We start from the raw sequence: 13612 nt of genomic DNA on the forward strand, positions 1-13612 counted from the left end.
CTACGATTTGACTAAAGTTGTTCAAACAGGTATAATGCCTCTCGAGGTGAGAATAGTGCCGGAAGACAAGACAGTTGCCCAGAATCGAAAGGCAAGGCATGAGTATTTCATCATAGACTCCTTTGAGACTGGCATCGTTTTGTCGGGGACTGAAATAAAGTCCATCCGCGAGGGCAGGGCCAATCTTAAGGATGGTTTTGCCTCCGTAGAGGGCGGCGAGCTATGGCTTCACAACGTCCATATCTCTCCCTATGAGAAAGGTACTATCTACAACAAAGACCCGCTGCGTCCGCGCAAGCTGCTCGTCCACAAGACGGAGATACGCAGGCTGCTCGAAAAGACGCGCGAAAAGGGCTTCACACTCGTCCCTCTCAAGATATACTTAAAAGAGGGAAAGCGGGCCAAAGTTGAGCTTGCCGTGGCAAAGGGCAAGCAGCTCCATGACAAACGCGACAGTGCCGCCGAACGCGACGCCGCGCGTGAAATAGAGAGAGCAGTCCGCCGCAAAGGCCGCGGCGAAGACTATTAACTGAACACCGGAACGCGGCTTACGAAAGCGGCCCGGCGTTTTGCACCATCCGTACCACCCACTGGGGACGACAGGTTTCGACAGCAGATGGAGGGTCGGAGGGAGCGTGCCGAGGATGGGGAATCCTCGTTAATCCGGCTCCAAAACAATAATTGTCGAAGACAATTACGCACTCGCTGCTTAGTTAAGCAGCGCGCTCTCCGGGACTTCCGCCGTCGGGTCCCGCTAGAGCGTCACAAAGATGGCTGGGATTGCGGCAGAGCTTTTCGGCTGACGTCCGAGATTCAGGAAAGGCTAGGGAAAGAGTATCCTGTCTGTGGGAGCCTCCAACCCGAAATTTAAAGCATAGACTACGCACGTAGCGCCCTCCAGGTCGGCCTCTGTTGGACCGGGGTTCGATTCCCCGCGTCTCCACCAGACATTATTATCAAGCCCCCGCAAGGGGGCTTGTTTCGTTTTTCAAGCCTTCTCAAAGTATTGTTGAATACTGTATAATACTGGAAAATTCGTGGTTTGGGGTATTGTGTGCTTTCTCATTTTGTCTCATGTAAAATCAAGCCTAATCACGAAGAAATTGTACTATAAACTTCTTAAAGTTGTACTAAAACGAAATTTATAGTACAAGGGAGGTCGAGATAGGATGTTGACGGAGATTTCCGTGCGTGATATGAAGCCGCGCGACGTTCGCTATATGAAGGCTGACGGCAAGGGGCTTTATCTGGAGGTTGTTCCGGCTGGACAAAAGTATTGGTGGCTGCGTTTAACCATGGATAAAAAAACTAAGAAGTTTATGTTGGGAAAGTGGCCCGACCTTTCCGTGAAGGAGGCCCGCGAGGCCTGCGCTTTGAAGAAGCGGGAGATCGGTATCGCCTCCGGGCTTGACGTGCCTGATGTTAGGTTTGGCGAGCTGGCTGAGGAATGGTATAAAACGCGCATTTTGCCGCAGTCTGAGAATTATAGCCGGACTGTCCGCATGAGGCTGGATAAGTACGTCCTGCCGCGGTTTAAGGATAGGCCGGCGGCTTTTATAAAGGGTAAAGAGATTCTTGCTCTTTGTAAGGAGATCGAGCAGGAGGGGTATATCGAGACGGCGCATCGGGTGCTGGATATTTTTGCGGCGGCGTTTCAGTTCGGGATTCCTACCGGTATTGTCGCGGCCGATCCTACCGCCGGTCTTTCCGTCAATCTAATGCCTGTACGGAGCGCGCATTTCGCCGCGCTGACTGACAGGCGGGATGTGGCGGAGCTTATGCGCGGAATAAGGTATTATAGGCAGCGGCGGGTGCGCAACGCGCTTTTTTTCAGCGCTTATACTTTCTGCCGTCCAGGGGAGGTTAGAGGCGCGTTGTGGCATGAGTTAGACCTGTTGCGCTGCGAGTGGCGCATCCCTGCGGAGCGCATGAAGGGCAAAAGGGAGCACGTCGTGCCGCTGTCACGGCAGGCTGTCGAGATATTAAAAGACGAAAGGCTGCTGCTTGACGAGGATGGCAATAAGTCGGAGTTCGTCTTTCCCTCGGAGCGGTCACCGCTGCGGCCGATGTCGGAGAATACGGTGCGGGTAGCTATCCGCTCTATCGGCTTTGGAGCTGACAAGATGACGGCGCACGGTTTCCGGCATATGGCCTCAACAATTCTCAATGAGTCCGGGCTATGGTCGCCGGACGCGATTGAGATGCAGCTTGCACATTACGCCGGCGGGGTGCGCGAGGTTTATAACCAGGCGAAGTATATGCCGGAGCGAGTGAGGATGATGCAGTGGTATGCGGATGAGCTGGATGGGCTGAGGGATGAGGGATAGTAGGCGGATGGTCTATTGGGTGAGCGTAGGTCTTCATGCAGGTACACACATCTTACGCCTATGAGTTAAGTGCGGCTGGTGGTACTTGAAACTGGAGAAGCATTTTAGATGATTGTGACAATAAATGTGTGCAATGAAAATAAATGGGCGTTGAGAAATATATCAGCGTCCAATGATCTTTAAGTGTCTTGCTATGCTCTGTGCTATCACTCTACCCAGTTCCACAGGAACGGCATTGCCGATTTGTCTGCCTAAAATTTTAGTGACATACTTTCCACCGGGTTTTACAAATTGATAATCCATCGGAAATGTTTGGAAGAGAGCGGCCTCGCGCAAGGAGATTGCCCTATCCTGTTCGGGATGCCCAAATCTCCCGTTACCATATCCGAAGCATAAAGTCGTCATCGTCGGAGAAGGCTCGTCCCACGACATTCTGCCATAGACGGAGGCGAAAGTCGCGCCGCTCGTCTTTTTATGACATTCTGCGATTATAGAGTCGGGCCAGTCGCGCCACGTACCTCCTGGCTTCGACGCTTTGATTCTGCTCAGATTCTTAGCTTCCAGCCTAGCGCATCGATGCAGCGGATCGTCCTGCGACGTCTCGCCGGCTTTTAAGGGCGGCAGTGCGCTTATTGCGTCTCTCACTGTTTTATAATCCGCAGGTGTTTTGCACGTCGGTGGGATGAGGTCTATCGCTGCGTATTTGGATCCGAGGACCACCAAGCGTTTTCTATGTTGCGGTATCCCATATTCTTCACAATTTACAATAAATTCAGTGACATAATATCCCGCTTCTAGCAGAGATTCTTTAAAATCCGATAAGACTTTCCCTTTATCAAAAACTTTCAGCGCCGGAACGTTCTCCATGGAAAAGACATCGGGAGAGACTTCTTTAATCAGCTCTGAAAACTTATACAGCAGCCGCCATTTGCCGTCTTTTTTCCTATCGTCGGCGTTGTTGTATGTGGAGAACGGCTGACACGGGGCGCATCCGATTAGAATTTTTATATTGGTGTCTTTCAGGTATCCTTTGATTGTATCGCTTTTTAATTTCATTACGTCTTCTTTTAAAAAGACGGCGTGGTTGTTGAATTCGAAAGGAAATTGGCAAGTACCGTCAAAATCTATACCCGCCGTGATATTGAAACCTTCTTTTATAAAACCATGTGTCAATCCGCCTGCGCCGCAGAAAACGTCAACTACAGCCGTACGCTTTACAATGCACATATCTGTCACCTCTTTCTTTATACAGTATTATAGCTAAATCATGCGTTCTCGTCGATGTATTCTTTAAGATACACTAGAGAACCCTAATCTTTCAAGTTTCTTCTTGTTATCATCTCGTCCTTTAGGTTTGTAATGTAGATATCTGCTGATATGTTCTATAAATTGGCAAAATGTGTCGAAGTTTACACTGTCAGCACGTAGCCCTATGCCGTCTATGCGTTGGCTGGTCTGCCAAGTAGAAAAAACATCAAGAGGTTGTTGGGGTTGAAATTCGTTTATTGTAAATATTTTGTGCTCAGAGCGAGTAATCCACGCCGCTCCAACCTCTACGAGCGCACCCCAGGAATTCCTCATATCTAGGCTTGTTATAAAAATTACAAAAATATTTTGATCAGACCTACTTTTTACAAAAAAATCTCTTAAGTAATCATAAACTCCGTATTTTCTATTTACGCCAACTGGAATTCTGGCGGTTTCGTCGTCGCAATTTGTATAAAGAATGTCGGTTTTAGGAATGTTGTTGAACAGCAACATCTCGTATACGACGTCTGCGAAATCTTTATCACTCTTAGTATGGCTTATAAGCAACTTCTTTTTCGCTTCGTCTATGCGCGGTTTCAGTCCAAGCTCAGCGCTGTTGTCGTTGATCGTGTCTCTTATAATTTTTTCTGCTTCCTGCGGGGTTCCTTGGCCGAAGGCGTTCACCATGCGCTGGGCAGCTTCTGAAGACGTCTTCTTTATGAATGTTTCTACTTGTTCTTGAAATTTCTTTTCGTTTTCTTTTTGTTTGTCGAGTTTCTTTTTGTTCTGCTCAGCTTTCTTAAAAGAAGCATATTTTGTGCGTAGCTCCAATATTTGCGGAAGCAACTCGTTTCTTGCGTATTCAATCACAGTTCGGTAACGAACGTCGTCGGTTCTATATCCTTGCCTGTTGCTGAGCGCCATGTCGTCAAGCTCTGAAAGTTCAAATATATCGACATGAAGCTGTCCTACCACGTACACCTCATTTAATTTATTCTGCCCGATTGATGGAAGAATATTGAATTCTCCCATTTTGTTATTCGCATATAATGAAATAAAATTATCTGGAAAATCAGATGCCACCTGTTTTCTGTTGGAAGTAGTTTTATATGCGCCGATCCAGCCCTTTACGACGATATTGTAAGGGCGTTTTTCTTTTAGGTTGTTGTTCATAATTTCAACGCCTTCGAACACCTTTTCCGGCAATATTTTTAGCAGCTCACCTTTTGTGCCATCAATGCCAGAGTCGAAATACGTCCCGTATTTTGCAAATGGCTCGCCGAATGTTATCAACGCGCACAGCTCTTCAACCATCGATTTGTCCGATCTTGTGACTATCTTATCTTCATCGTTTCGTATTAAGTGTATTTTGAAGCCTTCTCCAATCGTTGGGAAGATTCGCAGCAAGTTCTTTTTGACTGCGTCCAGAGTAGCGTGAAGTGTATATTTAGGTTTCAGCATTACTACCGCTGTTCCATGCCTTTTCACTTTATTAAATTTGACCTCTTGTTCCGTCAACGGCTCTAGAAGATTTCCCTCTTTAGGGTACCTGGACAGTATGAAACCTGATTTTTCACCATCGGCGATTGTCTTAATGACTACATTTTCGGATACTGACAGCGCCGCCAATTTGCCCACGCCTTTTCGTCCCATTTTTTTCCTGCCGGACGGAGTGTATGCGTCTTCTTCCCCAGTCCTTGTGACTTCGGCAACGTTGAGGTATTTCTTTATATCGCCTTTTTCGTACGACATTCCTTTGCCGTCGTCTTCGACTGTAATTGCATCTTTGTCATCAAAAATCCACACATTGTGAGCGTCAGCATCATAGGCGTTTGCTATCAGTTCGGCAAGTATGTAGTATATATTTGTGTATAAGTTCGGGCCAAGAAGTTCTAGAATGCGTGGTGATATGTCGATTTCATATTTTTTGTCCGCCATCGGAGACACTCCTCAAAAGTTTGTTAGTATGTCTAAACCTTGTTAATTATATCCGTTGCTGCTGGTTTGTTACAAATTTTTTTGTATTTGTAGAATCTTTTGCATTTCATTAATGTTCTGTTCGACTGTCTCTAATACTGATTCGACGCATACATCTAAATCGCGGGTTATCTCCCTTCCCCAGAAGCGCAGCACCGTCCAGCCCAGTTTTTGGAGTTCGGCGTCTACGCGACGGTCGCGCTCTATGTTTCTTTTTATTTTTGCTTCCCAGTATGACTTGTTCGTATCGAATCGCATCTTGCCAGCCTCGAAGCCTTTTCCGTGGAACAGCTCTCCGTCGCAGAAGATTGCGATCCGGTATTTTGTTATGGCGATGTCTGGCGTGCCAGGCAGACGTTTGTAGTTTTTGCGGTAGCGCACGCCGCTGTGCCATAGGGCTTTGCGAAGTTTTAGCTCTATGGAAGTGTTTTTCGTCTTAATTCTCGACATCGCTTTGTGGCGTTGCTCTGGTGTCAGTTTGTCCATATTTACCTGTATTTTATTATTTTGTCTTAACGTCCGTAGTTTTCTTGACTATTTTTATAGTAAAACTTTGTGTTGTACCTTCATTGTGATTTTGCACCTGGACGTCGTATTCTGATTCTTTTTGTTCTGCTCTGACAGCACTTACTATTGACGTTGCCGCTGAAAAATAAAATGCCACAATAGTAAATGTGGTTGAGAGCAAAAATAGTGTTTGGGGCTGAAGGTTTGCTATCAGCAGATAGTCGCTAGTATTAGATACAACTATATAATATATTCCCCAATATATAGCGAGGGTGAAGGAAAAAGTTGAGATAGAGATGTTCCATAGTTGGTTTTTATAACTTACTTTGTTTATATTAAATCTTAAAAAGGTAGCAAATGAAAACAACAGTATAACGAAAAAGAAGACGATAAGTGTATGGAAGGCCGGAGGGACTATTGCCCTGGCAAAATAAAATACTGTAATGATAGATACCAGTGTTGTAAATGGGCGTGTGAAAAAAACTCTGTAAATATGGACCTTCTGTGAGAAATCCAATACAACTAGGGCTAATAACGATCCCTGTATAACAAAATTATCAACCTATTAAGTGGCCAGTGTCAATACAAACACTGGCCGCTTTTTATTATTCTTAGCCTATTCAGGCATCCGTCCTTCATACATTACAGCTAGTTCACCAAGGATACTGCGCCAGTTCCTAACTGGCATACTCCATTTCTTGGTTGCTTCAAAAGTAGCAAGATATAAGGCTTTCAGAAGGGCGCCTGCGCTGGGGAATACGCTTCTTTGGCTGTTGAGCCTGCGATAGGTGGAATTAAGGCTTTCTATCGCGTTTGTCGTGTAAATGACCTTTCTTACCTGGCAAGAAAATTTAAATATCGGAGAGATCGTATCCCAGTTGCGCTCCCACCCCTTCACTGCATTTGCATATTTTAATCCCCACTTCTCAGCAACATGCTCCCTCGCTTCCAGCGCATGGGACTCGTCGGGAGCTTGATATATTGTTTTTAGGTCTGCGGCAAATTCTTTGCGGTCTTTTTCAACCACATATTTCATAGTGCTCCTGACCTGATGTATAAGGCAGCGCTGGTATTCAGTCTGCGGGAACGCACTTTCTACTGCTTCGCGCATTCCGCTAAGGCCGTCTGCACAGAGAATGAAGATATCCTTTACACCACGGTTCTTCAGGGAATTCAGGACTGTCAGCCAGTATTTGGCGCTTTCATTTTCTCCCACCTGCAGACAAAGCACTTCTTTTATACCGTTGCTGTTGATTCCAAGTATTACATAGGCTGCGAGCTTCTTTACAGCGTTATCTTCCCTGACAGAATAATGAATCGCATCTATAAAAACAATGGGATAGACTTCGGAGAGTGCCCTGTTCTGCCATTCTTCGATCTGCGGCATTATCTTGTCAGTCACATCCGATATGAAGCCTTCTGAAACGTCGAACCCGTAAATATCCTGTATCGTTGCCGATATCTGACGGGTAGTCATTCCTTTAGCGTACATAGATATTATTTTCTGGTCTATCTCGGAAATATCTTTTTGTCGCTTTCTTACTATCTTAGGATCGAAGCTGGATTCCCTGTCCTGAGGAACGTCTATGCAAAACTCTCCAAAACTTGAGTTTACATGCTTTTGTTTGTATCCGTTGCGGTAGTCGCTGCCTTCTGAACGCTGAGATTTCTTATAACCGAGATGTTCGTCCATCTCAGTCTCCATCATCTCTTTAATCGTACCCCCCAGAAGATCTTTCAGCGCATCCTGGATATCCTTTGCAGATTTGATATCGTATTCCTGAAGTAGGTATCTGATGATATCTCTTTTCCCGTCTGTCATCTGAACTTTGTGAGTAATCTTCTTATCTTTTGCCATTTTAAAGGCCTCCTGTAAGTAATTTTAATTTATCACAGAAGGCCTTTTTGGGCGATTTCTTTATTTACAGAGTTTGTTTCATAGGCTCTTGTAAATGGATACGATATCACCATTCTTCCTATAAAGTTTTTCATTTGTGTTAATATTGCTATCATGCTTACACTCCTTTTGTGTCAATGATGACTTAGTATGATATTTTAGTATATGGATGTAAAAAAGATGCTGTCATTTCCCATGTCACGTACATGTTCTTCTGAAGCCTGCTGCTTTGGTAAGGGGTTTTTGTTTTCTTCGCCTCTTCTATCCACGATCTTCAGGTGGGTCATTTTTCTGATCAGAAATGTTACCGAAAACAGGTCAATATCCATATTTTGCGAAGTTGTTGTATTCCCGGATGAATGAATTTATTTCATCTAGGGCGTCGTCACGTTCTCTTTGTATGCTGAGGATGTCCTGATCGCAATTTTCGATGTATTCTTTTCCTCGCCGGACATATTCCTCCGCCTCGCGCTGGTAGTTTGAGAGGGAGAATTCATCATCGGAGAAGGGTTTTCTGGGACGGCGTTGTTCCATGCTAAATGATGGATATGTTATAAGGTTGCCGTATAAGAACCCCATGGATGCGGAAGCTGTTATTATAACTAAAATAAGTGCGGTAGTTACAGCCAGTTTCTTCATATCGACAGGTCTCCCTTTTTATTGTTTTTCCTCTCCACGATCTTCATGTGGGGCATTTTTTTGCCTAAAAGTATAGAGGTGTTGTCCATGTAGGACATAGTTGCTTGGGCTGAAGGTAGCTTTGTATAAAGCGAAGCATGGGTTATTGGTGATGTGACTAAATGTCCATCCTAGCCCAAATCAAGTGATTTCCACATTCCCATGACGTTAAGTGTAACCGTTGTTGTAACGCGTTTTTGAAGTTCTATCGTGAGATACCCGTCGCCCATATGTATGATTTTAGGTTGCTCAATTCCTATAAACTGCGCAAATAATGGAGACCCCGCAAACATTGCAGGATAAACAATTCTTATTTGTTCACTTGTATATTCTTGAGCCCCAATTCCGTCAAGGACTTTTGTTATTATCATAAGGCCGTTCTTAAACTTAACGTATTTACCATTAGCATTGGATCCTACTTCAAGGGGGTCTTTCTCTATGAGTTCATTGTGTGCTAAAATATCTTTTATTTGCGGCATTTCTATCTTCCCCTTTGACTTTTTAATGTTTTCCTGAACTTCTTCGGTTCTCCGTTTTATATTTTTTGCCTTTTCTTCAATTATCGAGAGATTATCTTTACTTAAAGAATCTAGATTTAATGAATTCAAAATCTCATTTGCATCATCATGGATGCTATGTATGCTGCTTTCCTGCATACTAAATGATATCTCAAGTAAATTTAAAATCTTTAATCTGTTTATCTTTGCCTTTTGCATAAAGTCTATTATTTGTAATCTATAGATGTATGCAATAATTACAATCGCTGATATGAATGAAGGCAGCCACGCGCACGCAGATACTCCAATAGCTATAGATATGGCTATCAATAACACTGCTGCGATCCACAAGACGGTAGCACGAGGGCTGTCTTTACAACAGTTTTTAAACCATTCGGTTATCTCACGCCATAGTTCTTTCATAATAATCACGTCCTGGTATTTTTACTTTATTACAGGTCTTATTTAGTTTGCTGTAATACTATGATTTGTTTTTCTAGCTGGTGGATCTGTTCTTGCATTTGGTAGTGCTTCTCTGAGATGCTTGTGTTTACGCTGTTGTTGTAATAGGCAACTGCCGCCCATCCAGAAATTACAGCGGCCATGATTATAGGTAACAATACGACGGCTATTGTCTTAAATATCACTTTTGAATACCGCTCTGTAATTTCCTTTTTAATAGGTTGCTGTAACTCTCTCATCATTTCTTTCATAACTTCTTCATCGAAGATAAGGTATCCTTCTTCGTTAATCGTAAACATTGGCTTCTTGTCGTTTTCTTGGCTATTCTGCTCTGTCATCCTGCCGCTCCACCTTTTATTTTTCTCTTCGCTTTTTGTCCTTTATCTGAATATTTGTCTAGCTTATTTATTGTGGACATAAGCGATCCTCATTTTTATTAGGGGTTGCCGTCTAATAGATCTTTTCGTCCTTTTTTGACAACAGCTCTCCAGTTATAAACCGTAACCTTCTTATAATATTCTGTAAAATTTTTGTAATTATATAATGAATATATTCCGCTATTATTCTCACAATAATCTTTCCAGCTAATGTAAAGATTAAAAGATTCCGCAATAAATCCATAAAAACAAAGGCCAACTATGCCCTTAAGCAATAGGTCTGTAATATAACTTCCCGTATAAAATCCATTACGTTGAACAAAGGCTACGATAAAAAATAAAGTTACGGGCGTTAATAAGGCATAAAGCCAATTAGAATACAGTGAGAAATATACAGGGGTAAGCATAAACGCAACATAAACGGCCGGTACTGATAATGGTCTCCAATCTCCGGTGAAAATTCCCCATGTGATACCGAAAATCGTGCATAACACCATAAGAGAAAAAATAATCATCTTGTACTCCTAACGCTTATTAGGATTTATGTAGATTACGCCGTCTTGGCCGATTCTGTATCTTTTTTAGCTTGCAATGTTTCCTTGCAAAGATCTAACATTGAGCAAACCACAGTTGTTTCAGCTGTTGTTAAGATAGGTGCCAGTTGCTTCAAGTTTTCGTTTAGTTGATTAAGTGTCTCCAGCAACTGCTTTGATTCGCTTATTGGATCTTTCATTATTATTTTATTCTTATAAGTCTCGACCTCTTCTTCTAAGAGTTCTAAATCATCACGTAATATCTCTATAGGGTTAACTTTAAACGCCTTTGCTAACGCAAAAATGGCCTCAAGCGAAGGTACAACCAACCCCTTTTCAAATTTACTAATTTGAGCCTGGCTTATTCCAGTTATATTATAAAGTTCAGTCTGCGATAAATGCGACGATTGCCTCAAATCCTTGATTCTATCTTTTATTGCCATTCTCTCACCCTTTCTAATTATTCCATTTGATAATAAAAAATGCAAACAACAAAACAGAATAAATTATTCATAATTACTTGACATATTATTCCTATACGCTATAATTATAACTAATGAAATTTTTATATTCAAATAGAATATTTAGGGAGGTCAACACGATGATTCTAAAATGCCGGTTAAAAGAGCTTTTCTTCTTTATCTTCTTTATCTTCTTTATCTTTTTTATATCGGTCTGTGTTTTGGTACTTTTTTTAATGTTCGGCATGTGCGTTGTTTTTTTTCGTTACGGTTTTCTGTTGCTGATAAACTATTGTGCTTTCCCATGGATAGCTGCGTATATCGTCTGCTTTATTGCCTGTTCCAGCGTGGCGACAATTTGCTGGTGGGTCGCAATGTCTTATTTTTTTAAGGATTGACGAATGCATATTGTTTCTACGGGAGGTGGATTGCATGGCAAAATGGAAATTACAGGCATCTATCCTAGATCTGGATGACCGCCTTAAAAACGATCTGTCGCCTGGTTTCAGACTAATTTTCTCCTGTTTAAGAGAGCTGTATGCGCACGCTTCCAAGGTAGAAGAGATTTTTGAAGCTGAGAAAGAGACACGTTATATAGAGATTCGGAGGAGGTGATTTTAAATGATCGACACGAAGCTGATGAGGTTGCTGAGGCTTGAGGCTGGGCTGACTCAGATGGATATGGCGGAACGGACGGGGATTTCACAGGCGCATTATTCTTTCATCGAGAAGGGCAAGCGTATTCCGGCGATTCCATATCTGGAGGCTATTGCGGCGGTGTTTGGCGGCACGGCGAAGGATTTTATTGTGGAGGAGGCAAACCCTCCCACCACCCGGAAGGTGGCGAGGTCGAGAACGCGGGAGTCCGGGATGGCGGCGGTGGCGTAGGGGCAAGAGACGCTGATGAACAAACTGGCCGATTCGCACAATTTGCGGAACCGGCAAATTGGCTCTCTGTCCATGGATCCCGCATAGAGGCATTGCGGGATGACGGGCGGGAGAATGTTATAAGGCTGGAGCTGGTGATCCGGCGGGAAGGAGTGGAGGTTATGAATTGCGGAAATATGGCAGCGGCGATGCAAAGTGAGATGCGGGTGGAGTTGGCGATCGTGGGTGGTGAGCCGCGCGTGGAGGTCTGCGGGCGGACGGTTCTAGGGGCGACGGCGGAGGATATTGCGAAGCTGTTTGACGATCTGAAGGCCGGCGCGATCGCGGCGCTGAGGTCGTTCGCTCCGGAGGTAAAGAATACGTCGGAGGCCGGAACGACGGAGAAAGGAGATGGCAGATGTGTTGGTATCAGATAAGTGCATGTTGACGACGGAGCAGATAGCGGCGGCGGACCGGGCACGTGACCGTTTGCTGGATCTAAATGAGGAGATGGACGAGGATTATGCGCGTACTAAAGCAATATTCCAAGCGGTACGGCTGTTCGACTCGCTGGGGCTGCGTGATGTGGCCGACGCTTTGGAGGAAATAGTTTGTTTAGAGGCTGTTTCCCGAGGCCGTGTTGGCGCACGGCTTATGCGAGATCTTAAGGCTCTTTTGGATGGCATTTACGGGCCTTTCAGCAGGCTTTCGGCGGAGGAGCGCAGTGTTTTGGCCCTGCGTTATTGGCGGAAGCTCGACGTTGCGGCCGTCGCGCGTGAACTTACGTTCAGCGAGAGGAATGTTTATCGGGTGACAAGCCGTGCGCTCGGCCGTCTTTACCGGCCTGTTTTGGAGGTGCAGGGACTGCTTGAGGACTGGCGGGTGGGTAGGCTGAAATGAACTTTATGCTCTGTGTAATGAAAGCCGGGTCATCCGTATAGTGTCGTTCGATGTGTATTGGTCAAAGTTTTGGCCGGATGAATTATATAGAATTGTTGTCAATTTTTTGACAGGATTTTCTGCTATACTTTTCTATAATGGATTTTGCCGTAAACGAAAAACAGGAGCCGCTTCTCTCGTCAGGGAGGCGGCTCCTGTTTTGTTCGCGCGTTTTTATTTCTTTTATTTGTTGAATATCTCGGCGTGGCTGCCGGTACGGGTGAGGGTGAGGACAAGGACGTCGTTTTCGATGAGATAGATGAGCAGCCAGTCCGGCGAGAGATGGCACTCTCGATAACCTTCCCAGTTGCCGGTGAGGGCATGATCTTTGAATTTAGGCGGCAAGGGCTCGCCGGAGGAGAGAAGCGCAGCCGTTGTTTTCAGCAACGCCATGTTCTTGCCCTGTTTTTCGGCGCGCTTCGCCTCTTTTTTAAATCTGGACGTGTACTTGACCGTGTATTTACTCATCCGCCAACAGGTCTTTCATCAGCTCGTCCATGTCGGTGTAGCCTTTTACGTTCGGATCGTGCGCGATGCGTTTAGCCTCTTTCATGGCCGCGATGGTCTCGGCGTTGTATGTCGGTGCGGTCACTTCAAACGGAAAGCCGGATGAATAGATGGCTTTGTGCAGGAATATTTTAACGGCGTCGGAGGTCGTGATGCCTATTTGCCCGAAGATGTAATCGGCTTCTTCTTTTATCTCCGGTTCTATCCTTATGTGCAGCATGGCGGTCTTGGTGGCCATTATGATTCCCCCTTTGTTTTTTTATGTGTCTATATTGTATCTCAAACAGGAGCAAATGTGTAACGTATTTTATGAAACCAGAAAGGAGGCGGTACGG

17 protein-coding genes and 1 other RNA gene are annotated in these 13612 nt (G+C 44.5%); 7 read left to right on the forward strand and 11 right to left on the reverse strand.

Features of this window, described 5'->3' with window-relative positions; genetic code table 11:
• The first annotated feature begins 34 nt into the window (after positions 1-34).
• The 3 genes from smpB to BED41_RS05645 all read left to right on the forward strand — a co-directional run bounded on the left by smpB (position 35) and on the right by BED41_RS05645 (position 2327).
• Positions 35-529 (forward strand): SsrA-binding protein SmpB, encoded by a 495-nt coding sequence (gene smpB, locus BED41_RS05635; RefSeq protein WP_066743924.1) that lies wholly within the window; start codon positions 35-37, stop codon positions 527-529.
• Between the two features lie 63 nt (positions 530-592).
• Positions 593-946: a transfer-messenger RNA gene (ssrA, locus tag BED41_RS05640) on the forward strand.
• Positions 947-1169: 223 nt separating this feature from the next.
• The gene (locus BED41_RS05645; protein WP_066743926.1) at positions 1170-2327 is read left to right on the forward strand and encodes a tyrosine-type recombinase/integrase; all 1158 of its coding nucleotides are present in this window, start codon (positions 1170-1172) and stop codon (positions 2325-2327) included.
• A gap of 162 nt (positions 2328-2489) precedes the next feature.
• Here BED41_RS05645 and BED41_RS05650 read toward each other — a convergent pair whose 3' ends face one another.
• From BED41_RS05650 to BED41_RS05690, 9 genes are all read right to left on the reverse strand, one after another.
• Entirely contained in the window at positions 2490-3554 is a 1065-nt protein-coding gene (locus BED41_RS05650) for a DNA cytosine methyltransferase (protein WP_066743928.1), read from the reverse strand.
• A gap of 63 nt (positions 3555-3617) precedes the next feature.
• On the reverse strand, positions 3618-5513 hold the full coding sequence (locus BED41_RS05655; protein ID WP_066743929.1) for an ATP-binding protein: 1896 nt from the start codon (positions 5511-5513) through the stop codon (positions 3618-3620).
• A 69-nt stretch (positions 5514-5582) separates the two neighbouring features.
• Positions 5583-6038, reverse strand: a complete 456-nt coding sequence (locus BED41_RS05660) for a very short patch repair endonuclease (protein WP_066743930.1) — start codon at positions 6036-6038, stop codon at positions 5583-5585.
• Between the two features lie 637 nt (positions 6039-6675).
• Positions 6676-7917 carry an IS256 family transposase gene (locus tag BED41_RS05670; protein WP_066742107.1) on the reverse strand — a complete coding sequence of 414 codons (1242 nt, stop codon included), beginning with the start codon at positions 7915-7917 and terminating at the stop codon, positions 6676-6678.
• 357 nt (positions 7918-8274) lie between these two features.
• Complete coding sequence (locus tag BED41_RS05675; protein ID WP_066743933.1) at positions 8275-8595, reverse strand: hypothetical protein; 321 nt, start codon at positions 8593-8595, stop codon at positions 8275-8277.
• Between the two features lie 170 nt (positions 8596-8765).
• Complete coding sequence (locus BED41_RS05680; RefSeq protein WP_066743935.1) at positions 8766-9554, reverse strand: hypothetical protein; 789 nt, start codon at positions 9552-9554, stop codon at positions 8766-8768.
• Positions 9555-9592: 38 nt separating this feature from the next.
• Positions 9593-9931, reverse strand: coding sequence for a hypothetical protein (locus tag BED41_RS05685; protein ID WP_066743937.1), 339 nt, complete (start codon positions 9929-9931; stop codon positions 9593-9595).
• A gap of 98 nt (positions 9932-10029) precedes the next feature.
• A complete protein-coding gene (locus tag BED41_RS16410; RefSeq protein ID WP_157102273.1) occupies positions 10030-10485 on the reverse strand; it encodes a hypothetical protein in 456 nt (151 codons plus the stop codon).
• Positions 10486-10520: 35 nt separating this feature from the next.
• Positions 10521-10946 (reverse strand): helix-turn-helix domain-containing protein, encoded by a 426-nt coding sequence (locus tag BED41_RS05690; RefSeq protein WP_066743939.1) that lies wholly within the window; start codon positions 10944-10946, stop codon positions 10521-10523.
• Positions 10947-11396: 450 nt separating this feature from the next.
• Here BED41_RS05690 and BED41_RS05700 point away from each other — a divergent pair, with 450 nt between their 5' ends.
• From BED41_RS05700 to BED41_RS05715, 4 genes are all read left to right on the forward strand, one after another.
• Complete coding sequence (locus BED41_RS05700; protein ID WP_066743943.1) at positions 11397-11579, forward strand: hypothetical protein; 183 nt, start codon at positions 11397-11399, stop codon at positions 11577-11579.
• Between the two features lie 6 nt (positions 11580-11585).
• Positions 11586-11852: a helix-turn-helix domain-containing protein gene (locus BED41_RS05705; protein WP_066743945.1), complete on the forward strand. Its 267-nt coding sequence runs from the start codon at positions 11586-11588 to the stop codon at positions 11850-11852.
• Positions 11853-12013: 161 nt separating this feature from the next.
• Positions 12014-12268 carry a hypothetical protein gene (locus tag BED41_RS05710; protein WP_157102274.1) on the forward strand — a complete coding sequence of 85 codons (255 nt, stop codon included), beginning with the start codon at positions 12014-12016 and terminating at the stop codon, positions 12266-12268.
• Complete coding sequence (locus tag BED41_RS05715) at positions 12252-12731, forward strand: sigma factor-like helix-turn-helix DNA-binding protein (RefSeq protein WP_168160235.1); 480 nt, start codon at positions 12252-12254, stop codon at positions 12729-12731. Before BED41_RS05710 ends, BED41_RS05715 begins: the two co-directional genes overlap by 17 nt.
• 222 nt (positions 12732-12953) lie before the next feature.
• Here the strand turns inward: BED41_RS05715 and BED41_RS05720 are convergent, their stop codons facing one another.
• On the reverse strand, positions 12954-13238 hold the full coding sequence (locus tag BED41_RS05720) for a type II toxin-antitoxin system YafQ family toxin (RefSeq protein WP_066743951.1): 285 nt from the start codon (positions 13236-13238) through the stop codon (positions 12954-12956).
• The gene (locus BED41_RS05725; RefSeq protein ID WP_066743954.1) at positions 13231-13515 is read right to left on the reverse strand and encodes a type II toxin-antitoxin system RelB/DinJ family antitoxin; all 285 of its coding nucleotides are present in this window, start codon (positions 13513-13515) and stop codon (positions 13231-13233) included. The genes BED41_RS05720 and BED41_RS05725 overlap by 8 nt, the downstream gene beginning before the upstream one ends.
• Positions 13516-13612: the final 97 nt, after the last annotated feature.

This window comes from Cloacibacillus porcorum, assembly GCF_001701045.1.
Lineage (GTDB): Bacteria > Synergistota > Synergistia > Synergistales > Synergistaceae > Cloacibacillus > Cloacibacillus porcorum.